At 56.4% G+C, this 26,830-nt stretch carries 20 protein-coding genes; 10 read left to right on the forward strand and 10 right to left on the reverse strand.

Annotated features, from left to right (window positions below; genetic code table 11):
* Positions 1–13: 13 nt before the first annotated feature.
* Positions 14–1,471: an EmmdR/YeeO family multidrug/toxin efflux MATE transporter gene (locus ABIE29_RS04480; protein ID WP_429617011.1), complete on the reverse strand. Its 1,458-nt coding sequence runs from the start codon at positions 1,469–1,471 to the stop codon at positions 14–16.
* A 205-nt stretch (positions 1,472–1,676) separates the two neighbouring features.
* On the opposite strand from ABIE29_RS04480, the gene ABIE29_RS04485 reads away from it, so the two are divergent.
* Positions 1,677–2,330 carry a Qnr family pentapeptide repeat protein gene (locus tag ABIE29_RS04485; RefSeq protein WP_429617012.1) on the forward strand — a complete coding sequence of 218 codons (654 nt, stop codon included), beginning with the start codon at positions 1,677–1,679 and terminating at the stop codon, positions 2,328–2,330.
* A gap of 119 nt (positions 2,331–2,449) precedes the next feature.
* Positions 2,450–3,085 carry a glutathione transferase gene (gene yfcF, locus ABIE29_RS04490; protein WP_429617013.1) on the forward strand — a complete coding sequence of 212 codons (636 nt, stop codon included), beginning with the start codon at positions 2,450–2,452 and terminating at the stop codon, positions 3,083–3,085.
* A 112-nt stretch (positions 3,086–3,197) separates the two neighbouring features.
* Here yfcF and ABIE29_RS04495 read toward each other — a convergent pair whose 3' ends face one another.
* Both ABIE29_RS04495 and ABIE29_RS04500 read right to left on the reverse strand, forming a co-directional pair.
* The gene (locus tag ABIE29_RS04495; RefSeq protein WP_429617014.1) at positions 3,198–4,652 is read right to left on the reverse strand and encodes an NAD-dependent succinate-semialdehyde dehydrogenase; all 1,455 of its coding nucleotides are present in this window, start codon (positions 4,650–4,652) and stop codon (positions 3,198–3,200) included.
* Between the two features lie 12 nt (positions 4,653–4,664).
* Positions 4,665–5,930 carry a 4-aminobutyrate--2-oxoglutarate transaminase gene (locus ABIE29_RS04500; protein WP_429617015.1) on the reverse strand — a complete coding sequence of 422 codons (1,266 nt, stop codon included), beginning with the start codon at positions 5,928–5,930 and terminating at the stop codon, positions 4,665–4,667.
* Positions 5,931–6,050: 120 nt separating this feature from the next.
* Here ABIE29_RS04500 and ABIE29_RS04505 point away from each other — a divergent pair, with 120 nt between their 5' ends.
* On the forward strand, positions 6,051–7,565 hold the full coding sequence (locus tag ABIE29_RS04505; protein WP_429617016.1) for a PLP-dependent aminotransferase family protein: 1,515 nt from the start codon (positions 6,051–6,053) through the stop codon (positions 7,563–7,565).
* A 144-nt stretch (positions 7,566–7,709) separates the two neighbouring features.
* Here ABIE29_RS04505 and ABIE29_RS04510 read toward each other — a convergent pair whose 3' ends face one another.
* The 3 genes from ABIE29_RS04510 to ABIE29_RS04520 form a co-directional block, all read right to left on the reverse strand.
* Entirely contained in the window at positions 7,710–9,050 is a 1,341-nt protein-coding gene (locus ABIE29_RS04510; protein ID WP_074031190.1) for an APC family permease, read from the reverse strand.
* Between the two features lie 323 nt (positions 9,051–9,373).
* Positions 9,374–11,080: an amidohydrolase gene (locus tag ABIE29_RS04515; RefSeq protein WP_429617084.1), complete on the reverse strand. Its 1,707-nt coding sequence runs from the start codon at positions 11,078–11,080 to the stop codon at positions 9,374–9,376.
* Positions 11,081–11,154: 74 nt separating this feature from the next.
* Positions 11,155–12,774 (reverse strand): ABC-F family ATP-binding cassette domain-containing protein, encoded by a 1,620-nt coding sequence (locus ABIE29_RS04520; RefSeq protein WP_429617017.1) that lies wholly within the window; start codon positions 12,772–12,774, stop codon positions 11,155–11,157.
* Positions 12,775–13,059: 285 nt separating this feature from the next.
* On the opposite strand from ABIE29_RS04520, the gene ABIE29_RS04525 reads away from it, so the two are divergent.
* Complete coding sequence (locus tag ABIE29_RS04525; RefSeq protein WP_429617018.1) at positions 13,060–15,081, forward strand: FAD-dependent oxidoreductase; 2,022 nt, start codon at positions 13,060–13,062, stop codon at positions 15,079–15,081.
* 39 nt (positions 15,082–15,120) lie between these two features.
* On the opposite strand, the gene rlmG is transcribed toward ABIE29_RS04525, so the two are convergent.
* Positions 15,121–16,260 carry a 23S rRNA (guanine(1835)-N(2))-methyltransferase RlmG gene (gene rlmG / locus ABIE29_RS04530; protein ID WP_021180645.1) on the reverse strand — a complete coding sequence of 380 codons (1,140 nt, stop codon included), beginning with the start codon at positions 16,258–16,260 and terminating at the stop codon, positions 15,121–15,123.
* A gap of 149 nt (positions 16,261–16,409) precedes the next feature.
* On the opposite strand from rlmG, the gene ABIE29_RS04535 reads away from it, so the two are divergent.
* From ABIE29_RS04535 to sstT, 4 genes are all read left to right on the forward strand, one after another.
* Positions 16,410–16,916, forward strand: a complete 507-nt coding sequence (locus ABIE29_RS04535) for a M48 metallopeptidase family protein (protein ID WP_429617019.1) — start codon at positions 16,410–16,412, stop codon at positions 16,914–16,916.
* 89 nt (positions 16,917–17,005) lie between these two features.
* On the forward strand, positions 17,006–17,986 hold the full coding sequence (locus tag ABIE29_RS04540) for a Gfo/Idh/MocA family protein (protein WP_429617020.1): 981 nt from the start codon (positions 17,006–17,008) through the stop codon (positions 17,984–17,986).
* A gap of 1 nt (position 17,987) precedes the next feature.
* A complete protein-coding gene (locus tag ABIE29_RS04545) occupies positions 17,988–18,716 on the forward strand; it encodes a glutamine amidotransferase (protein WP_429617021.1) in 729 nt (242 codons plus the stop codon).
* A gap of 300 nt (positions 18,717–19,016) precedes the next feature.
* Positions 19,017–20,252, forward strand: a complete 1,236-nt coding sequence (gene sstT, locus ABIE29_RS04550) for a serine/threonine transporter SstT (RefSeq protein ID WP_429617022.1) — start codon at positions 19,017–19,019, stop codon at positions 20,250–20,252.
* 234 nt (positions 20,253–20,486) lie between these two features.
* On the opposite strand, the gene ABIE29_RS04555 is transcribed toward sstT, so the two are convergent.
* From ABIE29_RS04555 to uxaC, 3 genes are all read right to left on the reverse strand, one after another.
* A complete protein-coding gene (locus ABIE29_RS04555; protein ID WP_429617023.1) occupies positions 20,487–21,098 on the reverse strand; it encodes a YgjV family protein in 612 nt (203 codons plus the stop codon).
* Between the two features lie 76 nt (positions 21,099–21,174).
* Positions 21,175–22,665: a UxaA family hydrolase gene (locus ABIE29_RS04560; RefSeq protein ID WP_429617024.1), complete on the reverse strand. Its 1,491-nt coding sequence runs from the start codon at positions 22,663–22,665 to the stop codon at positions 21,175–21,177.
* Between the two features lie 20 nt (positions 22,666–22,685).
* Positions 22,686–24,098, reverse strand: coding sequence for a glucuronate isomerase (gene uxaC, locus ABIE29_RS04565; RefSeq protein ID WP_429617025.1), 1,413 nt, complete (start codon positions 24,096–24,098; stop codon positions 22,686–22,688).
* 396 nt (positions 24,099–24,494) lie between these two features.
* Between uxaC and ABIE29_RS04570 the strand changes: the two genes are divergently transcribed.
* Together ABIE29_RS04570 and exuR are read left to right on the forward strand one after the other, a co-directional pair.
* Positions 24,495–25,793, forward strand: coding sequence for an MFS transporter (locus tag ABIE29_RS04570; RefSeq protein WP_429617026.1), 1,299 nt, complete (start codon positions 24,495–24,497; stop codon positions 25,791–25,793).
* Positions 25,794–25,910: 117 nt separating this feature from the next.
* Positions 25,911–26,687: a transcriptional regulator ExuR gene (gene exuR, locus ABIE29_RS04575; protein ID WP_429617027.1), complete on the forward strand. Its 777-nt coding sequence runs from the start codon at positions 25,911–25,913 to the stop codon at positions 26,685–26,687.
* Positions 26,688–26,830 lie beyond the last annotated feature (143 nt).

Consider the following 26,830-nt stretch of genomic DNA (forward strand, 5'->3'; position numbering starts at 1 on the left):
TGATAAACTACCACTAGCTTGGCGGCCGTTCTTCGGCTGACGCTGTCTGGTTTTTTCTGAGGCGTGGATACTTCCATAGCCAGCGCCCACTCACCATACGCCAATAAAAGAAGACGCCGCGAACGGCCCAGTCCAGGAACATCCCCAGCCAGACGCCCACCACGCCCATGCCCAGTACGATGCCCAGAATATAACCGGCGACCACCCGGCAGCCCCACATGCCCAACATCGTCACCCACATGGCAAACCGGACATCGCGCGCACCCTTCAGCCCAGCGGGTAACACCCAGGACGCGGCCCAGATCGGCATAAACGCGGCATTGAGCCAAATCAGGATTTTTACCACTTCTTTCACATCGTCTTCCTGGGTATAAAATGAGGCAAACAACCCGGCAAAAGGAGCGGTTCCCCAGGCAAGCGCCGTCAGACCCATCGTCGCCAACCAGAAAACATACTTCATCTGCCGCTCGGCCTGAGCAATTTGCCCTTTCCCCAGACGCCTGCCGACGATAATGGTCGACGCAGATCCCAAGGCATTCCCCGGCAGGTTAATCAGCGCTGCAATAGAGAAAGCGATAAAGTTACCGGCGATGACGTTGGTCCCCATCCCTGCCACAAACATTTGTGTCAGCAGTTTGCCAGCGTTGAACAGCACCGATTCGATACTGGCGGGAATACCAATCCCCAGCACCTCACGCAGGATGCTGCTGTTGAGTGGCGTAAAATAGCTTTTGAGCGTAATACGCAGCGCTGGGTTAAAGCCCACCGCCAGGACAGCAATAATGGCGATCGCGCCAATATAGCGGGCAATGGTCAACCCCAGCCCCGCACCAACAAAACCCAGCCCTGACCAGCTAAATACCCCATAAATCAGCGTACTGCTGATGAGGATATTGAGGATATTCATGCCGCCATTGATCAGCAGCGGGATCTTGGTATTGCCAGCCCCACGCAGGGCACCGCTACCAATCAGGGCAATGGCAGCTGCCGGGTAGCTCCAGACGGTGGTTTGCAGATAAGAAAGCGCCAACGCTTTGACTTCGGGCGTGGCTTCACCGGCGATCACGTTAATGATCTGTTGCCCGGCCAAATGAATCCCAACCGCCAGTAGCAACGCCAGCACGGTCATTAATACCAGCGACTGGCGTGCCGCCGCCCGCGCCCGTTTGCGATCGCGAGTGCCAAGGCTAAAGGCCACCACCACCGTAGTACCCAGATCCACCGCCGCGAAAAAGGCCATGATGACCATATTGAAACTGTCTGCCAGACCAACACCCGCCATCGACTCTTTGCCGAGCCAGCTCACCAGGAAGGTGCTGAGCACCCCCATCAGCAGTACGCAGGTGTTTTCCAGAAAGATCGGTACCGCCAGTGGCGTGATCTCGCGCCAAAAAAGCACCCGATAGCTTTTTCGCTTGGCATACCAATGCGTTTTGGCAACGCGCTGGCGCAGTAGCCCGTGTAAGTTCAAGGTTGGCCTGTAGCAAGGAAGTGAAACATCGTTTCAAATAATGATTTATTAGCGCTGATTCTGCAAGGTTTTATTTCCCGACATATCAATACAATGGCAACAAAGTATTTACCCACCCAGGTGCCAAAATCCTCACCCCGTCATTCCCTTCCCCATCCACCTCAGGTACTATCGCCACAGACTGTATAAAAAAACAGGTAAAAACATGCAACCCTCACTGCTGCAATCCGCCAGGATCTCACACGAGCAATTCCGTGGTGAAACCATCACCAACGGTAAGTTCCTGAACTGTGATTTCTCCGGCACCGATCTGACCGATACCCAGTTTATCGGCTGCGTTTTCTATGACGAAGAGACCCAGCTCGGCTGCAACTTCAGCCGCGCAGTATTGAAAGATGCCAGCTTTAAAAGCTGCGATCTCTCGCTGGCCGACTTCCGAAACACCCAGGCCCTCGGCCTGGAGATCCGCGAGTGCAAGGCACAGGGCGCCGATTTTCGTGGCGCCAGCTTTATGAATATGATTTCGCAGCGTAGCTATTTTTGCAGCGCCTTCATCATTAAAAGCAATCTGAGCTACAGTAACTTCTCCAAGGTGGTGCTGGAAAAATGCGAGCTATGGGAAAACCGCTGGAGTGGCGCTAACGTGCTGGGTGCCAGCTTTATTGGCTCCGATCTGTCCGGTGGGGAGTTCAACCAGTTTGACTGGCGGGCCGCCACCTTCAACCACTGCAATCTGACCGGCGCTGAGTTGGGGGAAATGGATATCCGCCAGGTGGATCTGGAGGGAGTCCAGTTGGATAGCCAGCAGGTCGTTGGGTTAATCGATCGGCTGGGGATAATTCTGGTCAGTGACTCCTGATTGCCAGCCGCCATCACGGTGCCTAATACGCCATTACGATTAATCATCGGCCATCGCCTTGATTTTATTGCGTCCTTCGCCAATGATTCCAAATACCTTTCCCATCCTCAAGGATCCGTATGAACCCATCGGCCACTGTTCTCTACACTGATAGCGACTTTTTCAGCCCCTATGCCATGTCGACCTTTGTGGCGCTCACGGAGAAAGGCATGCCGTTTATCGTCAAGCGGGTGGATCTCTCACTGGGGGAACAGCAAAGCCAGGCCTACGGTAGCCTGTCGTTAACGCTGCGGGTGCCGACGTTGGTGATGGGCAGCTTCCAGCTTTCCGAGTCTTCCGCCATTGAGGAATATTTGGAAGAGTTTCATCCCGTCCATCCGCTCTACCCACGTAACATCAAACAGCGTGCCAAAGCCCGTGAGATCCAGGCATGGTTGCGTAGCGATCTGTTGCCGTTGCGGGCCGAACGTCCAACCGAGGTAATTTTCAGCGCGGGTAAATTTCCCCCACTGAGTGCGGATGCCCAACGAGCAGCCAACAAACTGCTGACTGCGGCGCAAAAGTTGCTGAGCCACGGCCAGGATCATCTGTTCCACGAATGGTGCATCGCCGATACCGATCTGGCCCTGATGCTCAACCGACTGGTGATGCATGGCGAGCAAGTACCGGAGCCGCTGCGCCACTATGCACAAAAACAGTGGCAGCGCCCATCGGTGCAGGCGTGGTTGGCATTACCAGAGAAAATGCACGGTTAAAAAAACCGGCGGCCACGACGCCGCCGTTCTCAACGGTGAGAAACATCACTTCTTGCCTGGAGGAAGCACTCCCCGCCAGCGTAGGCCACCGGGGAGCGTTCAAGTCTTGGGGTTAACAGCTCACGTCAATACACAGATATTTCAGTTCCAGATACTCTTCAATGCCATAGCGAGAGCCTTCGCGCCCCAGCCCAGACTGTTTGACACCGCCGAAAGGTGCCACCTCGTTGGAGATCAAACCGGTATTGATGCCCACCATACCGTATTCCAACGCCTCTGGTACCCGCCATTGACGGGCGGCATTTTGCGTAAACAGGTAAGCAGCCAGACCAAATTCGGTATCGTTGGCCATCGCAATAGCTTCCGCTTCGTCATGGAAACGGAACAACGGCGCAACCGGGCCAAAGGTTTCTTCTTTGGCAAAGCGCATCTGCTGGGTCACACCGGTAACTACCGTCGGCTGGAAGAAGGTACGGCCCAGCGCATGCGGCTGCCCGCCGGTGGCGATCTGCGCCCCTTTGATCAGCGCATCGTCAATATGGCTCTGCACTTTCTCTATTGCGGCCTCATCGATCAGCGGCCCCTGCGTCGTCCCTTCCTGTGTACCGTCACCCACTTTCAACTGTTCAACCGCGGCCACCAGTTTATCCACCAGGCGATCGTAGATGCCGTCCTGCACGTAGATGCGGTTGGCGCAAACGCAGGTCTGCCCGCTGTTGCGGAATTTGGAGGCCATGATCCCGGCAACTGCCGCGTCCAGATTGGCGTCGTCAAACACGATCACCGGCGCGTTGCCGCCCAGTTCCAGCGAAAGCTTTTTAATGGTTGGCGCACATTGGGCCATCAGGATGCGCCCAACCTCGGTCGATCCGGTAAAGCTCAGCTTGCGCACTACCGGGCTGTCACACAGCACTTTACCCACCTGTGCCGCTTCGCCGGTTACCACCTGCAATACGCCTGCGGGAATACCGGCATCCTGCGCCAGTTTGGCCAGTGCCAATGCGGTCAGCGGCGTTTGCTCAGCCGGTTTGACTATCATGGTGCAGCCTGCGGCCAGCGCAGGGGCCGCCTTACGGGTGATCATCGCTGCCGGGAAGTTCCACGGCGTGATCGCCGCACAGACGCCGATCGGTTGTTTCACCACCACCAGACGTTGCGAAGCCTGAGGAGCCTGTAACACAGCACCGTCGACGCGTTTGGCTTCTTCGGCGAACCAGGTGATAAACGAGGCGGCATAGGCCACTTCGCCACGCGCTTCCGCCAGCGATTTCCCCTGTTCGGCGGTCATCAGTTGCGCCAGATCTTCCTGGGCCGCCATGATTTTATCGGCCCAGGCCAGCAGCAAGACGGAACGCTGCTTGGCGGTCTGTTGCTTCCAGCCGATTTGTGCCTGTTGCGCAGCATTAATTGCCTGCTGGGTTTCCTCTGCGCTCACCAGAGGCACCGTTGTCAGCTCCACACCGTTGGCCGGGTTGATCACGGCTTCACGCTTGCCGCTGCGGGCATCGCACCACTCGCCGTTAATCAGGCATTGGCTACGCAGCAGATCGGGGTTTTGCAGTTTCATGGCTATTGCTCCTTATTGGGCCAGCGCGCGGGAAAGGATTGCCAGCGCCTGGTTAAACTGGGCATCAGGAATGGTCAGCGGGTACAGGAAACGGATCACGTTACCGTTCACCCCACAGCTGAGTAGCAACAGTCCTTCTTCCTGGGCTTTTTGCTGTACCTGACGGGTAAACTCCGGCGACGGTTTACCGGTTGCCGGGTCGTTGAACTCTACGGCCACCATGGAACCCAGCGCGCGGATATCCGCAATCGCCGGGCAGTGGCTACGTGCCTGTTGCAGCACCTCCACCAAATGTTGCCCCAAACGCTGGGAGCGTTGGCAGAGTTGCTCTTCTTCAATCACATCCAATACCGCCAGCGCGGCGGCAACGGCTAATGGGTTTCCGGCGTAGGTACCACCAAGGCCACCGGGGGCTGGGGCATCCATCACTTCGGCACGGCCCGCCACGGCAGACAACGGCATACCGCCAGCCAGGCTCTTCGCCATGGTGATCAGGTCCGGTTTCACCGCATAGTGATCCATCGCAAACAGCTTGCCGGTACGGGCAAAGCCGGTCTGCACCTCATCGGCGATCAGCAGGATACCGTGTTGGTCACACAGTGTACGCAGCGCCTGCATGAATTCTGCCGGAGCTACGTTAAAGCCCCCTTCACCCTGCACCGGCTCCAGTACGATCGCTGCAACCTGCTTGGGATCGATATCGGCCTTAAAGATGCGTTCCAGGCTATTCATGGCATCTGCGGTGCTGACGCCATACAGCGCATTCGGATACTGACCATGGAACACCGAGCCAGGGAATGGGCCAAAGCCCAGCTTGTAAGGGGCCACTTTACCAGTCAGCGCCATGGTCATATAGGTACGGCCATGGAATCCTCCGCCGAAGGTGATCAAACCAGGGCGCCCGGTGTATGCGCGGGCGATCTTCACCGCGTTCTCTACCGCTTCTGCACCGGTGGTGAAGAAGGCGGTTTTACAGGTGCCTTCGATCGGAGCACGCTGATTGATGCGCTCTGCCAGCGAGATATAGCTTTCATAAGGAACGATCTGGTATGCCGTATGGGTAAACGCCTGGAGTTGCTTTTCAATGGCGGCGATCACCTTGGGATGACGGTGACCGGTATTGAGCACGGCAATGCCCGAGGCAAAGTCGATCACCTCATTGCCTTCCACATCCCACAGAGTGGCATTTTCTGCACGCTCGGCGTAAAAACCACACATCACGCCAATCCCTCTTGGGGTAGCGGCCAAACGACGTTGATTCAGTTCTGCGTTTTTCATGCTGTTCTCTCCGGACGTGACCCGTTATCGGTTTTGTTCACAAACGTGAAACATTGCGTTTATTTACACCGGATGTGGCCCTATAATCGAGTGCCAGTTACGATTAATTGAGGGATCCAATTGCGCTCATTGAGTGGTGACCTGCTGCTGCAACGCCTCGGCGAGCAGCCCGATGATAAACTGCACAAGCGGTTATACAATGCCATTCGTACCAGTATTCTGGACGGCAGCCTGCCCCCTTCCAGCCGCCTGCTGGCATCACGCGATCTGGCACACGAGCTGGGTCTCTCACGTAATACGGTTTTAACCGTTTATGAACAATTGCTGGCGGAAGGATATGTATTTTCGCGCCAGGGAAGTGGAACCTTTGTCGCAGAAACGGTACCCGACAGCTGTTTATCCACCGCCAGCCAGCCGATTAGCGGTGACGGCGTGCCACGGCGTGCCGAGCTGTCACAACGTGGCACCACGCTACTGCAACACGCCAGCGCCAGCCCGAAACAGTGGGGAGCCTTTATCCCCGGCGTCCCCGACGTGAATGCTTTCCCGCATCACATCTTCAGCAGGCTCCAGGCACGCATCAGCCGCCGTCCAACCTCGCAGCGCTTAACCTACAGCAACCAGGGCGGCAGCTCAGAGCTGCGGCATGCGCTGGTGGACTATCTGCGGGTATCGCGTTCGGTGCGCTGTTCTCCGGAGCAGATCCTGATCACCGAAGGCATTCACCAGGCGATCGATCTGGTCACACGCATGCTGTGTGACCCGGGAGATGACGCCTGGATCGAGGAGCCAGGCTATTGGGGGATCCGCAATATCCTGCGCATCAACGGTGTCAATATCTGCCCCTGGATGGTGGATGAGGCCGGGATGGTGCCACCCGAACAACCAGCGGCCTTGCCCCGGCTGATTTTTGTCACCCCTTCGCATCAATACCCGTTGGGATCGGTGATGAGCCTGGCGCGTCGGCAACGGCTGTTGGCTTTAGCCCGTGCCGCTGGCGGCTGGATCGTGGAGGATGATTATGACAGCGAATTCCGCTTCTCCGGCCAACCGATCCCGGCCCTACAGGGGTTGGAAGCCGATGCGCCGGTGATCTACATCGGCACCTTCAGCAAAACGCTCTATCCTGCCCTGCGGCTGGGCTATGTGGTGCTCCCCATGCCATTGATGGACGAGTTAAAAACGGCCCACGCCGAGCTTTATCGTGGCGGTCATCTGATCATCCAGGCGGCGCTGGCGCAGTTTATTCAGGAAGGCCACTATACGGCGCATATCCGCCGTATGCGGCTGCTGTATGCTAAACGCCGTGGGTTCCTCACCGCATTGATTGAACAGCATCTGGGTAAGCAGGCGTTAAGCGAGTTCAACAGCAACGCCGGGTTGCACCTGGTGCTCAACCTGCCGGATGATGCCGACGATGTCGCCATCGCTGCGGCGGCCAATGAACGTGGCGTGCTGGTAAGGGCGTTATCACGGTATTACATGCTGCCAAACGCGCGGCGCGGGCTGTTGATGGGCTTTGCTTGTGTGCCCGAAGAGCAGATGGCAGCGGCGTTTGACGTGTTGTTGGAGTGTATAGGCTCCCCTCACCCTAACCCTCTCCCACAGGGAGAGGGAACCGATCGAGTGGGCTGAAAGTATCGTGATTCTTCATGAGCACCGGCTGATTCGCCTTGGTTGAAGGGGGCATTCGCGTTTGCTGAGATTGCCTATTTACTGCCAAAAGAGCAGAGACTAACAACTCCCTCTCCCTGTGGGAGAGGGTTGGGGTGAGGGGCATCAATCCAGCAGGTGGTTGATATCATCCTGGGTGGACGGAGGATCCTGGCGCATCCCCTTGGTCAGCCACAACAGATAAATAAAGCCGGCAAACAGCCAGGTGAAGCCCACTTTCAACGCTTCGGGATCCAGGTTGACCCACAGCCATACCGACATACCGAAGCCAACCAGCGGCAGCAAGCCATATTTGAACATCGCGTTCAGCCCACGGCGTTTCTGGTTTATCAGGAAGTGTTTGATCACGCTGAGGTTGACGAAGGTAAATGCCCCCAGTGCGCCAAAGCTGATCATCGACACCACCATGCTCAAATCCATCCACAGCGCCAGCAGCGAGATAATGGCAACAAACACAATTGCGCGCCACGGAGTGCGGAAACGAGGATGAAGGTGGTAGAACACTTTGCGCGGCAACACGCCTTCACGCCCCATGGCGTAGAAAATACGTGAGACACCGGTTTGTGCAGACATGGAAGAGGCATACACCCCGGTGAGGTAAGTGGCCATAAAGAAGTTGTACATCCACTTGCCGCCCACGTGCTCCGAAATAATCAGGCTGGCGGTGTCCTGATGCGGGATCAGCGATTGCCAGTCGGGATAGGCCAGATGCGCCGCATAGGAGACGGCAACAAAGATGCCACCGGCACAGATCACGGTGATCAGTATCGCACGCGGCAGCGTGCGCTTGGCATCGGCGGCCTCTTCGGCCATGGTGGCAATGGCATCAAAGCCCAGGAAGGCCAGGCACAGCACCGCCGCCCCGGCAATCAGGCCAGAGAAGTCACCGGCATCCACCAGCAGCGGCTTCATCAATGACGCCGGGCTGAGATCGGCCTCGCTGAACGCCAACACGATAAACAGCACGATAAACACCATTTGCAAGGCAATCAGCGTGAAATTCACCGAGCTAAGCAGGCGCACGCCGAGAATATTCAGCGCGCTGACGCTGGCAATGGAGCCAAGAATAAACACGTAAGCAGGGATCGATGGGAATGCCTCGTGCAAGAAGATACCTAAAACCAGATAGTTAAGCATCGGCAGGAACAGATAATCGAGGATCTGCGCCCAACCTACCAGGAAACCGGTTTTACCACCAAAACTGCGCTGTACGTAGGAATAGGCCGAACCTGCCAGCGGCATGGCATTGGTCATCCGACAATAGCTCAGGGCGGTAAACAGGATGGTCACGATGGTAACCAGATAAGCGACGGGTAAGTGGCCCTGGCTTAACACGGTAACCTGACCGTAGGTGGTAAACACGCCCAGTGGCACCATATAGGCAAGGCCAAACGCAACCAGGGCGGGGGTTTTAAGAACTCGTTGCAACCGAATGTTTTGCGGCATTACCGTATCATCTCCTGGCGCAGCTCAGCGCTATTCAGGGCCAATCCCAATAGGCTATTTGATTCGCTGCGGTAAAAACAAGGGGACGGATTCTGGCACAAGTTAGGCTGCCGGGGAAGCTAACAATCCGCTTTCAGAAAACCAGGCGGCAATAGGTAAAGAACTGGGGCACACCCCGTTGATTTATTGTTTGCAGGATGAGGAAAAGCGGTAAAAATTACCCTGCATGGCAATGTTGCCGAATTTGTAAGGCCGCTGCATGTTGCCCCGCTCAACAGCATGCAACGCCTCAAGGTAAAATGACCGCTTAATTCACATTGCTATCAGGATTGATAGCTGATCTTCCCGCCAACCAACGTCCGCTCGATGCGGGTTTGGTACAGTTTCTCTGCCGGTTGCTCAAACAGATTATGGTGCAGGACGATCGCATCGGCAAATTTGCCCACTTCCAGCGAGCCAATGTACTGCTCTTTGGCGATCATGTAGGCCGCATCGATGGTGGCTGCGCGCAACGTCTCGATCAGGGTCAGATCGCGATCGTTGTCCAGGCGTGGCCCGGCGGGATTACCTTCGCTATCCCAGGCGCGGCGGGTCATCCCCACCTGCAGGTTATACCACTCATCCAGGCGATCGATTGGCCAGTCGCTGCCATAGGCCAGCCGCGCACCGGCATCCAGGAAGCGTGCCGCTGGCTCCAGGTGAGGGAAACGGGCTTCACCCAGCATCTCGCGCTCTTCATCGATCAGCACGCCCGGTAAACCGGCCCACTGGAACGAAAGTACCGCCGTTGCCGCCAAAGAGGCGAAGCGCGCATACTGATGCGGCGCAACCAGTTCGTTATGGGCCAACCCTGGGCGGATATCCTTGCCTGGGCAGGCAGCACGCATTAGCTCAACCGCATCCAGCACCTGCTCGATCGCCCCATCGCCTACCGTGTGGGTATGCGGATGCAGGCCAGCGCGGCCACACTCGACGATCAGCGCGTTCAGCACCGGTGTGGTGAAGTAGAGATCGCCATAACGCTCACTCTTGGTTTCCCCGTGATGTTCGCGGTAAGGCTCTAGCAGCGCCGCCGTCATAGTCGGTGGCTGCAACACGCCGTCGACGAACAGCTTGAGATGGCCAACAGAGATCCCGGCCTGCGGCGTCCAAGGCTGGCTACTCCACCGTTCGGCAAAGGCGACAACCTCTTGCACCGCACGGGCAGCGTCTTCCGGCCCTTGTACGCTGTCTGGCGTAACTTCTTTAGCCCCCAGCACACGTAAGGTCAGCTCACCGCGATCGCGCAATACGGCGAAAGCTTCCAGCTGTTCCGCAAACACGCGGGTGTCCATCACCGTGGTTACGCCCTGTTCATGCAGTACCTGCTGTACATGAGCCGCCACCTGCACGTTCTGTTCCGCCGTGCCGGAAGGAATGCTGTCAAAGGCGCGCATGGCCGGAGCATCTTCCAGGATCCCGGTCAGTTGACCATCGGCATCGCGGGCGATCTTGCCATCTGGCGGCACTGGCGTATTTTCATCAATGCCCAACATCTCCAGCGCACGGCTGTTAGCCGCTAGCGTGTGGCAATCGTTAGAGAACAGCGCCACCGGGCGGCGAGTGTTGAGGGTGTCCAGCAAGCTACGGCTCATGTCCGCGCCAACCGGGATCATCGCCTGACGCTGCCAGGCACGTACCGTCAGCCATTCGTCATCGCCAGCCGGATACTTATCCAGATGCGCCTGAATATGTTGCAGGGTTTGCTCTGCCGTCAGCGCCGCATAGTGCAGGCTGCAACCCTTGAGCTGTTTGCCACCCCAGAATGGGTGCATATGGCTGTCGATCAGGCCCGGCATCATCATTTTGCCGTGCAGATCGATACGTTCGGTGGTGGGTGTCGCCAGCGCAAGCACCTGCTCATCAGTCCCTACCGCAAGAATGTATCCCTGCCCTATCGCCAACGCACTGCAAACACGATTTTCCGCATCTGCGGTGAAGATAGTGCCGTTGTAATAAATTACCTCGGCTGCTGTTGCCACTGGAGTCATAGTCATTGTCTCGAAACCTCACAAAATGGCCTTAAGTATACCAAAAACTCTCCAACTTGGCCCCTCAGGCAGGGCTACATTGCCTGAAAGCACCAACCCGCTGCCGACCAGGACAAACGATGGGTCAGTCGCAACGCCCGCAAGAAATCCTCATCGTGCGACACCACCAACATTGCACCGGGGAACTCCGCCAATGCCGCTTCAATCGCTTGTGATGAGGCCAGATCCAAATGGTTGGTCGGTTCATCCAGCAGCAGAAGTTGCGCAGGTTCACGCCGCCACAGTACGCAGGCCAGCGCGGCCTTCAACCGTTCTCCACCACTCAATGCAGCCAACGGCAGCGTGACCCGGTCGGCATTCAGTTGCAGCTGCGCCAGTTGGCTACGCAACGCCCCTTCAGCCAGCGGGGTATTCTCTAAACCCAGATGATCGACCACCGAACGCGTCAGATCGAGCTGGGACAGGTTTTGATCGAGGTAGGCCAACGATACCGAGCAATGGCAATGGCCAGCGCGGGCAGTCAGTTGCCCCAGGATCACCTTCAGCAGCGTGGATTTGCCACAGCCGTTCGGGCCGGTGATGGCGACGCGCATCGGGCCATCCATCCGCCAGTCGAGCGGCGGCAAGGTGACAAACGGCAGTTGTAATTGTTCCAGTACCAACACCTGCTTACCCGCAGCCACCGCGCTGCCCGGTAAGGTCAGCATCACCGGATGATCTTCTTCAACCCGTTCCCTGGCCTCACGCACCGCTTCATCCAGCACGTTCTTTTGCCCCTGATGTTGCTTACGCAAGGTGCCCATGGTGTCGCGGGCAGCCCCCTTGAGGGCCGCTTTTTCAAAAGAGGCGATATTCAGCGAGTCCACGGTTCTCAGCGTACGGGCGGAGTGACGCTGGAAATTGTCATGTTCTTTCTGCTGGCGGGCGCGGACACGCCGTCTTTCCAACGCGGCATGTTCCAGTTGGGCACGCGCCGCCTGTTGCTCTTGCTCCCGCAGCCGATGGTAATCGTGATAATTGCCGCCGTAGCTGCGCAATGCATCGGGAGTCAGTTCAACGATCCGCTGCATCCGCGCCAACAGTTGCCGATCGTGGCTGGCAATCAACAGACCGCCACGCCACTGTGCCAATTGCTGATACAACCATTCACGGCCCGTGCTATCGAGGTGATTGGTCGGTTCGTCCAGCAACAGGAAATCGGCCCCCGACATTAACGCGCCACACAGGGCCGCACGCATACGTTCGCCGCCACTCAGCTCACTGGCTGGCCGTTGCGGGTCAAAATCAGGCAATCCCGCCGCCGCAAAAGCCGTGCTGAGGCGATCCGCCAGATCCCACTGGCCCTCAAGACAATCGATATCGTCCAGCCGTGGGCAACCTTGCTCGATACGGGCCTGAGCGGCAAACACTTCGCCGTAGCCCAGCAGCGTTGTCAGGGTCGTCTGTTCGGTGAAATGCGGCTGCTGCGCCACATAGGCAAAGGTTGCCTGCGTCTCAATATGGCCTGAAGCGGGTTGATCCAGCCCGGCAATCAGACGCAGCAGGCGAGTTTTCCCCACGCCGTTACGCCCCACCAGGCCACAGTGCTGCTGTTCAACGGCCAGGTTAAGCGGGCCAAACAGCGTTTCGCCGTTGGCAAACTGACAGGTTAATTGATGTAAAACGAAATAAGGGGACTGCGCAAAATGAGCCATAAGCACTCCTGAATGAAATCAAAACATCCCCATACGGCACGGGCGTGCTCGGTATAGGGCCAGATATCAGCAGGTGTGGTTGTTCATTTTCAGTAATGGCTCCGCAGAGAGAAAAGGGATAAAGCGAGCCGATGTTAGCCGATCTTTTATACCGATTGCAAACATGAGGTCTATCACATTCAGCACATCCGCGTTTCCCAAGTGCGCCGACAACGGCTAGATTTATCTCATCCGACCACTTGCGTGGTCGTCAAAACTATAACGATAAATATTTTGGAGACTGCAATGAGCGCTTACCCCAACCTGCTTGCGCCGCTGGATCTCGGCTTCACCACCCTGAAAAATCGGGTGCTGATGGGATCGATGCATACCGGCCTGGAAGAACTGCCTAATGGCCCCGAGCGTATGGCGGCATTCTATGCCGAGCGGGCCGCTGCCGGTGTCGCCCTGATCGTAACCGGCGGTATCGCCCCCAATGAACAAGGCGTGGTGTATCGCGGAGCATCGGTCCTGAACCAGCCACAGCAGGTTGCCGATCACCGGATCGTGACCGAGGCTGTCCATCAGGCTGGGGGCAAGATTGCCCTGCAAATCCTGCATACCGGGCGCTACAGCTATCAGCCACAGCCAGTCGCCCCTTCAGCACTGCAAGCGCCGATCAACCCATTCAGCCCAGCGGCGCTGACTACCCAAGAAGTTGAACAAACCATTGCCGATTTCGCCAACTGCGCAGCATTGGCACAGCAGGCTGGCTATGACGGCGTGGAAGTCATGGGGTCTGAGGGTTACCTGATTAACCAGTTCCTGGTCTCGCGCACCAACCAGCGCACCGACCAATGGGGCGGCAGCTTCAGCAACCGCATGCGTTTCGCCGTCGAGATTGTGCGGGCCGTGCGCGAAGCGACCGGGCCGGAATTTATTCTGATCTACCGCCTGTCGATGCTCGATCTGGTGGAGGATGGTTCCAGTTGGCAGGAGATCGAACAGCTTGCCGTAGCAATAGAACAGGCTGGCGCAACGCTGATCAACACCGGTATCGGCTGGCACGAAGCCCGTATTCCCACCATCGCCACCATGGTGCCGCGCGCCGGGTTCAGTTGGGTGACGCGCAAGCTGATGGGCAAAGTGAAGATCCCGCTGATCACCACCAACCGCATCAACGATCCAGCGGTGGCGGAACAGGTTTTGGCCGATGGCTGTGCCGACATGGTTTCCATGGCACGCCCGTTCCTGGCAGATGCGGCGTTCGTGCAGAAGGCCGCTGAAGGACGAGCAGACGAAATCAACACCTGCATCGGCTGCAACCAGGCCTGCCTGGATCAGATTTTCGACCACAAGCTCACCTCGTGCCTGGTGAACCCTCGCGCCTGCCGCGAAACTGAAATGCCACTCATCGCCACGGCAACGCCTAAAAGACTGGCCGTGGTGGGCGCAGGGCCTGCCGGATTGGCATTTGCCACCACCGCCGCCAGCCGTGGGCATCAGGTAACCCTGTTTGACGCCGCCGAGCAGATCGGTGGCCAGTTCAATATCGCCAAGCAAATCCCCGGCAAGGAAGAATTCCATCAGACGCTGCGTTATTTCCGCCGTCAGTTGGCGCTCAATGAAGTAGAACTGAAGCTGGGGCAACTGGTGCAAGCGCAGGATCTGGCGGATTTCGATGAGGTGATCCTCGCCTGCGGCATCGTGCCGCGTATGCCTGCCATTGCGGGCATCGAACACGCCAAGGTAATGAACTATCTCGATGTTTTGCGGGATAAAAAGCCGGTTGGGCAACGGGTCGCCATCATTGGGGCCGGGGGAATTGGCTTCGACGTCGCCGAATATCTCAGCCAGCACGGCACCTCCAGTAGCCTGGATCTGGCAGCGTTTAACCGCGAATGGGGGATCGATTCACAACTGGAGCAACGCGGGGGGCTGAGCGCCCAAGGGCCGGAAGTGCCATCCTCGCCACGCCAGATATTCCTATTGCAACGCAAAACCAGCAAGGTAGGTGAAGGCCTGGGTAAAACCACCGGGTGGATCCATCGCACCAGCCTGGCGGTACGCGGCGTGAAAATGCTCAATAGCGTGAACTATCAACGTATTGACGACGAAGGTCTGCACATATTGCGTGCCGAGCAGGAAAGCTGCTTGCCGGTAGATACGGTGGTGATTTGTGCCGGGCAGGAGCCGCGCCGCGAATTGCAGCAGCCGCTGCTGGAGATGGGGAAAACGGTGCATCTGATTGGCGGTGCCGACGTGGCTGCCGAGCTGGATGCCCGCCGCGCTATCGATCAGGGCACGCGGCTGGCCATGGCACTGTAATCCATTGATTTGACGGGCGCAGCATGCTGCGCCCCTACATCAATAACGCGCGCCAGACTTGACCGCTTTGAGGATCAAGAACTTCTGGTTGGAGGCCACGGTGGTGCAGTTGCCGAACAAACGCCTCAGCTTCTGGTAGTAATCCAGATGGCGGTTGCCCACGATCCACAGCTCCCCCCCCACTTGCAGGCAGCGCTTGGCATCGCAGAACATCTGCCAGGCGGTGTGATCGGTGATCGCATGCTGCTGGTGGAACGGTGGGTTGCACAGTACCGCCTGCAGGCTTTCACGCTCAATGCCCGCCAGCGAGTTGTTCACCTCAAACTGACAGCGATCCATCTCCTGCGGAAGGTTGTGCGCCACGTTCAGTTCACTGGAAGCCACCGCCATGTAAGACTCATCGACGAAGGTCATCTGCGCTTGCGGGTTCTGCACCAAGGCACGCATCCCGATAATGCCGTTGCCACAGCCGAGATCGACAATATGACCCTGCAAATCCTTCGGCAGATTTTCCAGGAACAGGCGTGCGCCAATATCCAGGCTACCGCGTGAGAACACGTTGGCGTGGTTGTGGATCAGCCAGTCCGTGCCGTCGAGCAGCCAGTCGGTGGTTGCCGGTGCTGCCGGTGGCACGATGTCAGCTACCTGGCAATAAATCAGACGGGCCTTTTTCCAGGCCAGGCTGGTGCGGGTTGGGCCAAGCACCCGCTCAAACACTTGCATGGTCGAGGTATGCACGTCACGCGCTTTGGCACCGGCCACGATCAGCGTATCGGGTGCCACCACATCACGCAGGGCACGTAATTGCTGCTCCAGAAGCGCCAGCGCTTTCGGGATGCGGATCAACACCACCGCCGGGTTGGCAGGCAGTTCGGCCAGGCTGTCTTGCAAGGTGACCTGTTCAACATCGAGCTCATTGAGCTTGAGGTTATGGCGCGTCGCCAACTGGCTCATGTATGAGTCGCTGATGCTGTAAGGCTTATAGCCATGCAGGGCGCAGGCCAACGTGCCAAAGTTGTCGTTGAAAATCAGTACCGGGCGTTCACCGATGTCGACATTTTCCAACTGTTGCAGCAGATATTCGTCCGCCGCTTCCCACGCCTGTAACTGGGTGGCTTCTTCCTGTTGGGGATAACGCTCCAGCTCAAGTTGCTGTGTTCCCAGATCGAGTTGGCTCATTGCCCCTCCTGAATGATAAATTTGGGCTGTTTATCCCCTAAAAACGCTCAGCAGTAAAATGTTTTTTGGGATTAATTGCCCATTAGGGGATTTGAGCAAGAAAACGTCATACAATGCTCGCCCCGGTTTACCACTGAATACTGAATAACATGTCCGAACTGAACTACCTGCAAGGCTACCCCGAACATCTGCAAATGCAGGTGCAACAACTCATCCAGCAACAGCGGCTGGGCGAGGTTTTGTTACAGCGCTACCCGCAGGTTCATGACTGCACCACCGACAAGTCGCTCTATCAGTTTACCGTCGATCTGAAAAATCAGTATCTGCGTAACGCCCAACCGCTGAGCAAGGTGGCCTACGACAGCAAAATCCAGGTGATGAAGCACGCCCTGGGGCTGCATACCGCCATTTCCCGGGTGCAAGGTGGCAAGCTGAAAGCCAAAGCCGAGATCCGCGTGGCGACGGTGTTCAAAAACGCCCCGGAACCTTTCCTGCGCATGATCGTGGTCCACGAGCTGGCGCACCTGAAAGAGAAAGATCACAACAAGGCGTTTTACAGCCTGTGCTGCCATATGGAACCCAGCTATCACCAGTTGGAGTTTGATACCCGCCTGTATCTGACCCATCTCTCCTTGTTCGGCGAACTCTATGAATAATCAGACTTTTTAAGCAAATATTCGCCTAATCTCTGCGGCGTGATAATCTGGTTCCTTGAGCTATCTTCCTGTGGAAACCGGAGTCACCCATGATTCGCTTTGCTGTTGTCGGCACCAACTGGATCACCGAACGTTTTATCGATGCAGCTCACGAAAGCGGCAAGATGAGGCTGACCGCCATCTATTCGCGTAAGCTCGAACAGGCGCAGGCCTTTGGCGCCAACTATCCGGTCGAACACTTCTTTGACTCACTGGAAGCGCTGGCGCAATCCGACGTTATTGATGCGGTGTATATTGCCAGCCCCAACTCTCTGCACTGCCAACAATCTCTGCTATTCCTCAGCCATAAAAAGCATGTGATTTGCGAGAAGCCGCTGGCGTCAAATCTGCGCGAAGTGGAACAACTGGTGGCCTGCGCACGGGAACATCAGGTGGTGCTGTTTGAAGCGTTCAAAAGCGCCCACTTGCCCAATTTTCTTATCCTGCAACAGGCATTGCCGAAGATTGGCAAACTGCGTAAGGCATTTATCAACTATTGCCAATACTCCTCTCGCTATCCCCGTTATCTGGCCGGTGAAAACCCGAACACCTTCAACCCGCAGTTTTCCAACGGCTCGATCATGGACATCGGCTATTACTGCGTGGCCAGCACCGTGGCGCTGTTTGGTGCGCCGCAGTCGGTATTGGCTAGTGCAACATTGCTCGATACCGGGGTGGATGCCCATGGTAGCGTGTGCCTGAACTATGGTGACTTTGACGTGGTGATCAGCCATTCCAAGGTCAGCAACTCGGACATTCCGAGTGAGATCCAGGGCGAAGAAGGCACGCTGGTGATCGAAAAAATCTCCGAAGCCCAAGGAGTGGTGCTGACACCGCGTGGTGAAAATAGCCAGGTACTGACCCAGCCGCAACACATCAATACCATGCTGTATGAAGCGCAAGTGTTTGCCGAACTGGTGGAAAAACGGCAGGTCGAGCATCTGGGCCTGGAGAATTCCCTGATCGTCGCCAGCCTGCTGACGGAAATCCGTCGCCAGACCGGCGTCGTGTTCCCCGCTGACGGAGAATAAAATGAAACCGCTGTTGTTGATGCAAACCGGTGACGCTCCGCAGAGGATCCGGCAGGATCTGGCCAACTTTGAGCAGATGTTCCTGCAACAGGGAAATATCGACGCCGATCGAGTACATATCGTGCATGTCCTCGCTGGCGAAACGCCGTTGCCCCCGGAAGATTATTGCGGCGTGGTGATCACCGGCTCAGCCGCAATGGTGACTGAACGACTTCCCTGGAGCGAACGGGCGGCAGAGTGGTTGCGCCAGGCGATGCAAATTAGTCTGCCGATCTTTGGCGTGTGCTACGGCCACCAGCTTTTGGCTTATGCGCTGGGCGGTGAGGTGGGCTATCACCCGCAAGGTATGGAGGTTGGGACTCTGGAGATCGAGTTATTACCCGCTGCCCGCTCAGATAAGCGTCTGACCAGCCTGCCTGCGCGCTTCAACGTGAACCTGATCCATGCGCAAAGCGTACTAACACCGCCGCCAGGGGCCGAAGTGCTGGCCCGCTCGCAACAGGACGCCTGCCAAATCCTGCGCTATGGCGATAACGCCCTGACCACCCAGTTCCACCCGGAATTTAACGGGGCGATCATGCAGCGCTACCTGAGCTGGCTCAGCGAGTTGGAACCGGCCAAACAACAAATTTATCAGCTTAAACAACAACAGGTTAGTGATACACCGTTCAGCCAGCTGTTGCTGCAAGACTTTGTCGCCAGCTTAGGTGTCCAGCAACCATTGGCCTAGGTAGGTTGAGGTTAGCCACCATAATCTGTTATCCGGGGCGCTAGACGCCCCGCGATTATTTGGCAAATAGCCATAAACGCCAAATGTTATGGCGATCACACAAATGTAAACAGTATGTTATCAATCATTGATCCATGCAGGTAATTTCATCTTCTCCCCTTTCCAAGATCCCCCATTTACTGAATACTGACACAGCAAACACACTTGGTTACAGATATGACGATAAGTTGCCCGGCCACGTTCTGCCGAGGCGCAGCAATCTGTACGTCACATTCTCAGGGAGCGGAAACGCACAGCATCATGAATAAACTATTACTACGCATCACTCAGGGCAGCCTGGTTAAGCAAATATTGATCGGCCTGGTCGCAGGCATTGTAGTGGCACTGGTTTCGCCAGCCGCCGCAGCCGCCGTTGGCCTGCTCGGCTCGCTGTTCGTTGGCGCGCTGAAGGCAGTGGCACCGTTACTGGTATTGATATTGGTCATGGCCTCCATTGCCAACCATAAACAGGGCCAAAAAACCAATATCCGCCCAATCCTGTTCCTCTACCTGTTAGGCACCTTTGCCGCAGCGCTTACCGCCGTGGTGATCAGCTTTATTTTCCCTTCCACGCTGGCATTGGCCGTAGGCACCACCGACATCAACCCACCGGGTGGCATCGTTGAAGTGCTCAAAGGCTTGCTGATGAGTGTGGTGGCGAACCCATTCCATGCGCTGATCAACGCCAACTATATCGGCATCCTGGCCTGGGCCGTGGGTCTGGGGCTGGCGCTGCGCCATGCCGCTGAAACCACCAAATCGCTGATCAATGACATGTCACATGCAGTGACCTTAGTGGTACGTGCGGTGATCCGCTGTGCACCGCTGGGTATCTTTGGCCTGGTGGCATCGACCCTGGCCGATACCGGCTTTAGCGCACTGTGGGGCTATGCCCAACTGCTGTTCGTGCTGATCGGCTGTATGCTGCTGGTAGCGCTGGTGCTGAACCCGCTGATCGTTTACTGGAAGATCCGCCGTAATCCTTATCCACTGGTGTTCACCTGCCTGCGCGAAAGCGGCGTTACCGCCTTCTTTACCCGCAGCTCCGCAGCCAACATTCCGGTGAATATGGAACTGAGCAGAAAGCTGAATCTGAACGAAGATACTTATTCGGTTTCTATCCCGTTAGGGGCGACCATCAACATGGCTGGTGCCGCAATCACCATCACCGTGCTGACGCTGGCTGCGGTTCATACGCTGGGCATTCCGGTGGATGTGCCGACTGCACTGCTGTTGAGCGTGGTGGCTGCGATCTGCGCCTGTGGGGCTTCCGGCGTAGCCGGTGGTTCACTGCTGTTGATCCCGCTGGCTTGCAACATGTTCGGCATTCCTAACGAAATTGCAATGCAGGTGGTTGCCGTCGGCTTTATCATCGGCGTACTGCAGGACTCGGCAGAAACCGCGCTCAACTCCTCTACCGACGTGCTGTTTACCGCAGCGGCCTGTCAGGCGGAAGACCAGCGTTTGGCCAATGAAGACCCGCTGAAAATTCGTTAAGTCCCCTCACCCCAACCCTCTCCCACAGGGAGAGGGAGCTGAGAGTCTCTGCTCTGTTGGAAGTTGAAAGACAACCTCGACAATTCGATCATCTCCTCATCCAAGGTGAGTCACTACACTTTCAGACCCACTCTAACGGTCCCCTTGTGCAAAAGGGGGCTGATAGCCTCTGCTCTGTTGGAATAAAAAAGACAATCTCGACAATTCGATCATCTCCTCATCCAAGGTGAGCCACTACAATTTCAAATCTGCTCGATCGGTTCCCTCTCCCTGTGGGAGAGGGTTAGGGTGAGGGGTCTGGCGCCCCTCTGAAACGGGCGCCTTTTTTTCGACCGCAAAAGGATCGATGCCGCGCAGTTGCAGGCGGCGGAAGCGGATAATGTTGAAACCATTCATCAGCAGGAAACTGCCTTCAATCAGCGAACCACCGATCGAGCCAAGCCAGATGTTGTGAGTGACCCAACAGGCCGTTGAGCACCACATTACGCAGCGGGTGGTCAAACCGCGGGTGCGGAACAACGCCCAGGTGCTGACGGTTGTACCGCAGATCGGGAGTATTTCGATCCAGTGGTGAAAGCGGGATAAACCGATGATGAGCGTGAGGCAGATAAAGATCCACATCACCCATAGGCTGCGAGTCTTCATCGAGACCAGGTTGCGGCAGGCGCTAAGCAGAGCGCTACTCCCTGCAGCATTCGCCCCCATCAGGATAAAGTGGATGCCGATAATCAGGCTGTAGCCCGACAGTTGTAGTTTGAAACGCTGGTCATCGCGATTAAAAAAGCTGGTGATGCCGACCAAAAAAGCCAGCACGCCAACGGACTGCGCAAACCAATAAAACGTCATTAGGGAGATCCTGGGGCGGAAGTAGCAAGGCGTTTAAAACAAAACGCCGTTTTATGCTACTCCCGCTGGCTAGGCTTTACAACGTGACACCGCTTTTAAAGATCGCCAACTCGCGGAAATCATTCACTTCATTACGCGCAGGTACGCCATCGGCAATGTCCACGATCAGATCGACGAACTGCTCCAGCATCCGCGCCATCGGCAAGCCGTGGATCAGGCGGCCTGCATCAAAATCGATCCAGTGCGGTTTCTTCGCCGCCAGCTCCGAGTTGGTCGCCAGCTTCACCGTTGGCACAAAGCCACCATAAGGCGTCCCCCGCCCGGTGCTGAACAGCACCATATGGCACCCGGCTCCCGCCAGCGCGCTGGTGGCGACCGCATCATTGCCCGGCGCACTCAGCAGGTTCAGGCCAGGCAGACGCAGGCGCTCACCGTATTTCAACACGTCCACCACCTGGCTCTGCCCGGCTTTTTGGGTACAACCCAGGGATTTCTCTTCTAACGTGGTAATGCCTCCAGCCTTGTTGCCCGGCGAAGGGTTCTCGTAAATCGGTTGGTTGTGGGCAATAAAATACTGTTTGAAGTCGTTGACCATGCTGACGGTTTTTTCAAAGGTGTCTTCATCACGGCAGCGGCTCATCAGAATGCGCTCGGCACCAAACATCTCCGGCACTTCGGTCAGCACCGTGGTGCCGCCATTGGCAATCACATAATCCGAGAAGCAGCCCAGCAACGGGTTGGCCGTGATCCCCGATAAACCGTCCGATCCCCCGCATTCCAGGCCAAACTTCAGCTCGCTGAGTTTACCCGGTTGGCGGCGATCGTCGCGCATAATCTGGTATAGCGCATGCAAATGTGTCAATCCGTCGGTAACTTCATCATCCTGTTGCTGGCAGACCATAAAACGCACGCGCTGCTCATCAAATTCACCCAGCGTAGTACGGAAGGCATCCACCTGGTTATTCTCACAACCCAGGCCAATCACCAACACCGCACCGGCATTGGGATGACGCACCATGTTTTGCAGCATGGTACGGGTATTTTCATGATCCTGGCCGAGCTGCGAACAGCCGAAGGGGTGACTGAACAGATGCACGCCGTCGATCCCTGCTGCTTCCCCGGTTTCCTTCAGAAAACGTTGCAGGATCTGACGCGCGATGCCGTTCACACAGCCCACGGTCGGGATGATCCATAATTCGTTGCGGATCCCAACCTCACCGTTGCTGCGTCGGTAAATCTGTACGTCACGATCTGCCACCTGCGCCGGTAGGGTCTGGAACTCCGGTTGATACTGATAGCTGTCGAGATCGCTCAGGTTGGTTTTGGCATTGTGCGAATGAATGTGTTCGCCCGCGGCGATGGCAACCAGCGCATGGCCGATCGGCAAGCCGTACTTGACGATCATCTCACCGGCAGCGATCGGCCCAAGAGCAAACTTGTGCCCCCGGGCAACGTCTTGCGCCAGTGTGATCGCCTGCCCTTCCCAAGCAGGCTGGTCACCAGCAGCCAAATCACACAGCGCGACCGCCACATTATCTTTTGCATGGATCTTAATGATGCTTTGCATAAACCAGCCTCGAGCTGTAACTACGCTAATTCGATAGCAAAATAGTGTTTGGCATTGTCGAAGCAGATGTTTTTCACCATCTCACCCAGCAACGCAATATCCGCCGGTGCTTCGCCATCTTCCACCCAACGGCCAATCATCTGGCACAGGATGCGGCGGAAGTATTCGTGACGCGTGTAGGAAAGGAAGCTGCGGCTGTCGGTCAGCATGCCCACAAAACGGCTAAGTAGCCCAAGCTGGGCCAACTGTGTCATCTGGCGCTGCATACCGTCTTTCTGATCGTTAAACCACCAGCCTGAGCCAAACTGGATCTTGCCCGGCGTACCTTCGCCCTGGAAATTGCCGACCATGGTGCCGATCACTTCGTTATCCCGTGGGTTGAGGCAGTAAAGAATGGTCTTCGGCAGTGCCCCCTGCCTGGCCTGAGCATCCAGCAGGCGAGACAGTGATTCGGCTACCGGCTGATCGTTAATGGAGTCGAAACCAATGTCCGGGCCGATAGTCGTGAACATCCGGCTATTGTTATTACGTAGTGCGCCGATGTGGTATTGCTGCACCCATTCGCGGCGCTGATATTCAGCAGCCAGGAACAGCAGGACGGCGGTCTTGAACTGGGCAACCTGCTGTGGCGTTGGCAGCTCTCCGCCGAGGCGCTGGGCCAGGATTTTATCTAACGTGGCCTCATCGGCCTCGCCGTACATCACCACGTCTAACGCGTGATCGGAAACCTTACAGCCGTGAGCGGCAAAGTGATCCAGGCGTTTTTTCAGCGCAGCGCACAAATCGCTGAAGCGGCTGATGGACGTGTCTGCTGCGGCTTCCAGCTGTTGCATATAGTCATTAAACCCAGCGGCTTCAATATTGAAGGCCTTGTCTGGGCGCCAGCTTGGCAATACTTTGATATCGAAGCTGCTGTCGGCTGCGATGGCCTGATGGTGGCGTAGATCGTCGATCGGATCGTCGGTGGTACCCACCATTTTCACCTTCATCTGTTTCATGATGCCGCGAGCGCTGAAAGCCTCCTGCGACAGCAGTTCATTGCCTCGCAGCCAGATTTCATCTGCAGTGGTCGGGGAGAGCAGCTTACCGGTGATGCCAAACGGACGGCGCAGTTCCAGGTGCGTCCAGTGATACAGCGGGTTGCCGATGGTATGCGGCACCGTTGCCGCCCAGGCATCAAATTTTTCCCGGTCAGAGGCATCGCCGGTACACAAGCGTTCAGCCACGCCGTTGGTGCGCATCGCACGCCACTTATAGTGATCGCCCTTCAGCCAAATATCGTACATGTTTTTAAAACGGTAATTTTCGGCGATCTGCTGCGGTGGCAGATGGCAGTGATAGTCGAAAATAGGCTGATCCGCTGCATAGTCGTGATACAGGCGGCGGGCAAATTCACTGTCTAACAAGAAATCATCGCTCAAAAACGTGGCCATAATGGGTTCCTCACCTTTTTCCTGGCTAGCCTTGCTGTCAACTTTTGGAAAGTTATCACACCAATTTACCGTAGAGTCTAGCTAAATTTCACCTTGGTTAACCCATCATTACGGCTTCCAAGCGCCTATCCAGACGACTCCCATTAAACCAATGCCTTATGATGACAAGTATTATCACTTAAAAAAATAATGGTTTTTGTGATATCACTCAACTTTTAAATCTGTATGACAAGTTATCTTCTCGCCACCCTGCTACTGGTTTATAACCACGGGTAAATGGCAACGCGCAGGGCGGCGTCGGTAAGCGGATACCGGCAACCAGATAAAAGGGAATCACCACCATGACCGCCACGGGCTTGCCGGTGGCCGAAATTTTTAGACTGGGAGAGATTTGGGATGCGTAAAATTAAAGGCTTACGCTGGTATATGATCGGCCTGGTGACTATCGGCACCGTGCTCGGTTATCTGACCCGCAATGCGATGTCCGTCGCAGCCCCTACGCTGGAAGGCTCGCTGGGGATCACGACCCAGCAGTATTCCTATATTGTTGCCGCCTATTCAGCCTGCTATACCCTGATGCAGCCCGTTGCAGGCTATATTCTCGACGTGCTCGGCACTAAAATCGGCTATGCGATGTTTGCCATCCTGTGGGCCATCTTCTGTATGGGCACCGCGCTGGCCAACAGCTGGGTCGGTCTGGCTATGGCCCGTGGTGCGGTCGGTATGGCCGAAGCGGCCATGATCCCTGCCGGGCTGAAAGCCAGTAGCGAATGGTTCCCGGCCAAAGAGCGCTCCATTGCCGTAGGCTACTTTAACGTCGGCTCCTCGGTGGGCGCGATGCTCGCTCCCCCCTTGGTGGTCTGGGCGATTGTGGCGCACAGCTGGGAAATGGCGTTTATCATTACCGGTGTCTTGAGCCTGATTTGGGCCATCTGCTGGCTGATCTTCTATAAACACCCGAAAGACCAGAAGAAACTCAGTTCCGAGGAACGCAGCTACATTCTGGATGGCCAGGAAGCACACCACCAGACCAGCAATGCCAAGAAAATGTCCGCCTGGCAGATCCTGCGTAACCGCCAGTTCTGGGGTATTGCGCTACCGCGTTTCCTGGCAGAGCCCGCCTGGGGGACCTTCAACGCCTGGATCCCACTGTTCATGTTCAAGGCTTACGGCTTTAACCTGAAAGAAATTGCCATGTTTGCCTGGATGCCGATGCTGTTCGCCGATTTCGGCTGCATCCTGGGAGGTTATCTGCCGCCATTCTTCCAAAAGCATTTCGGTGTCAACCTGATCGTTTCACGCAAACTGGTGGTCACCCTGGGCGCAGTGCTAATGATTGGCCCAGGCATGATCGGCTTGTTCACCAGCCCTTATGTCGCCATCGCCTTGTTGTGCGTAGGGGGCTTTGCCCACCAGGCGCTGTCCGGTGCGCTGATTACTCTGTCGTCAGACGTCTTTGGCCGCAACGAAGTCGCTACCGCCAATGGGCTGACTGGGATGGCCGCCTGGACGGCGAGCACCATGTTCGCTCTGGTGGTCGGCGCATTGGCTGACACCATGGGCTTCAGCCCGCTGTTCGCCGCCCTCTCGGTGTTCGATATCCTGGCCGCCATCGTGATCTGGACCGTGCTGCAAAACAAGCCGGTTTCCGAGCTGGAACAGGAGCGATTACAAACGGCAGATGCCAGCAGCTAACCCCCACAGCCCGGCCTTTGTGCCGGGCTTTTCGCATCTGACTCGCTAGCAGCTACAACGGATAAGTGGTATAACAGGTCCTATGGCATCACGCCCTTCTACCACCGAGTATTCACTATGGAATTCACTGAAACCAGACGCCTTTATCAGCAATTGGCCGCCGAGCTAAAACGGCGCATTGAGAGCGGGGTCTACCCGGTCGGTGAGAAACTGCCAGCCGAGCGTTATATCGCAGAAGAGATGAACGTTAGCCGCACCGTGGTGCGTGAGGCGATCATCATGCTGGAGGTGGAAGGCTACGTAGAAGTGCGCAAAGGCTCGGGCATCCATGTGATCTCCAACCAACAAAAACACCTGGTAGTGCCGGGTGAAAGCCTCGAGTTCGCCACCTCAGGTCCTTTTGAGCTGCTACAGGCGCGCCAGTTGATCGAAAGTAACATCGCCGAATTTGCGGCCACTCAGGTCACCAAGCAGGATATCGTCCAACTGATGGAGATCCAGGAGCAGGCGCGCAAAGAGGATCGCTTCCGCGATTCGCAGTGGGATCTCAAATTCCACGTGCAGGTCGCGCTAGCGACCCAGAATACCGCCATGGCCACCATAGTGGAGAAAATGTGGGTTCAGCGTGTCAGCAACCCTTACTGGATCAAACTGCATGAGCATATCGATGAGCGCTCCATTGCCAGCTGGTGCGACGATCACGATGAGATCCTTAAGGCTTTGATACGTAAAGATCCTCACGGTGCCAAACTGGCCATGTGGCAACATCTGGAAAACACCAAGCAGATGCTGTTCAATGCCACCACCGATGATTTCGAATACAACGCCGATCGCTACCTGTTTGCCGAGAATCCGGTGATCCATTTGGATAACATGGCCACCAGCACCAAATAGGGTTTTGGCGTCGAGCAATAGCGCCGAATGTCAGGTATTGTAAAAACGGCTGAATCGAGCCCGGTACAGCCGCCCACTGCGCGATATTTCCCCAGCGACCACGTAGATTTCCCTGTTGCCAATCGTGCTATTTTGGTAGAGTT

It is taken from the genome of Serratia sp. 2723, assembly GCF_050434425.1.
In the GTDB taxonomy this organism is placed as follows: Bacteria; Pseudomonadota; Gammaproteobacteria; order Enterobacterales; family Enterobacteriaceae; genus Chania.

Coding starts and splice junctions, on each gene's coding strand:
- ABIE29_RS04535 (WP_429617019.1), top strand. CDS start 16,410: ATGTCCGAACTGAACTACCTGCAAGGCTACCCCGAACATCTGCAAATG.
- ABIE29_RS04540 (WP_429617020.1), top strand. CDS start 17,006: ATGATTCGCTTTGCTGTTGTCGGCACCAACTGGATCACCGAACGTTTT.
- rlmG (WP_021180645.1), bottom strand. CDS start 16,260: ATGAGCCAACTCGATCTGGGAACACAGCAACTTGAGCTGGAGCGTTAT.
- ABIE29_RS04515 (WP_429617084.1), bottom strand. CDS start 11,080: ATGACTCCAGTGGCAACAGCAGCCGAGGTAATTTATTACAACGGCACT.
- yfcF (WP_429617013.1), top strand. CDS start 2,450: ATGAACCCATCGGCCACTGTTCTCTACACTGATAGCGACTTTTTCAGC.
- ABIE29_RS04560 (WP_429617024.1), bottom strand. CDS start 22,665: ATGCAAAGCATCATTAAGATCCATGCAAAAGATAATGTGGCGGTCGCG.
- uxaC (WP_429617025.1), bottom strand. CDS start 24,098: ATGGCCACGTTTTTGAGCGATGATTTCTTGTTAGACAGTGAATTTGCC.
- ABIE29_RS04525 (WP_429617018.1), top strand. CDS start 13,060: ATGAGCGCTTACCCCAACCTGCTTGCGCCGCTGGATCTCGGCTTCACC.
- ABIE29_RS04520 (WP_429617017.1), bottom strand. CDS start 12,774: ATGGCTCATTTTGCGCAGTCCCCTTATTTCGTTTTACATCAATTAACC.
- ABIE29_RS04500 (WP_429617015.1), bottom strand. CDS start 5,930: ATGAAAAACGCAGAACTGAATCAACGTCGTTTGGCCGCTACCCCAAGA.
- ABIE29_RS04545 (WP_429617021.1), top strand. CDS start 17,988: ATGAAACCGCTGTTGTTGATGCAAACCGGTGACGCTCCGCAGAGGATC.
- ABIE29_RS04555 (WP_429617023.1), bottom strand. CDS start 21,098: ATGACGTTTTATTGGTTTGCGCAGTCCGTTGGCGTGCTGGCTTTTTTG.
- ABIE29_RS04570 (WP_429617026.1), top strand. CDS start 24,495: ATGCGTAAAATTAAAGGCTTACGCTGGTATATGATCGGCCTGGTGACT.
- ABIE29_RS04510 (WP_074031190.1), bottom strand. CDS start 9,050: ATGCCGCAAAACATTCGGTTGCAACGAGTTCTTAAAACCCCCGCCCTG.
- ABIE29_RS04485 (WP_429617012.1), top strand. CDS start 1,677: ATGCAACCCTCACTGCTGCAATCCGCCAGGATCTCACACGAGCAATTC.
- sstT (WP_429617022.1), top strand. CDS start 19,017: ATGAATAAACTATTACTACGCATCACTCAGGGCAGCCTGGTTAAGCAA.
- exuR (WP_429617027.1), top strand. CDS start 25,911: ATGGAATTCACTGAAACCAGACGCCTTTATCAGCAATTGGCCGCCGAG.
- ABIE29_RS04495 (WP_429617014.1), bottom strand. CDS start 4,652: ATGAAACTGCAAAACCCCGATCTGCTGCGTAGCCAATGCCTGATTAAC.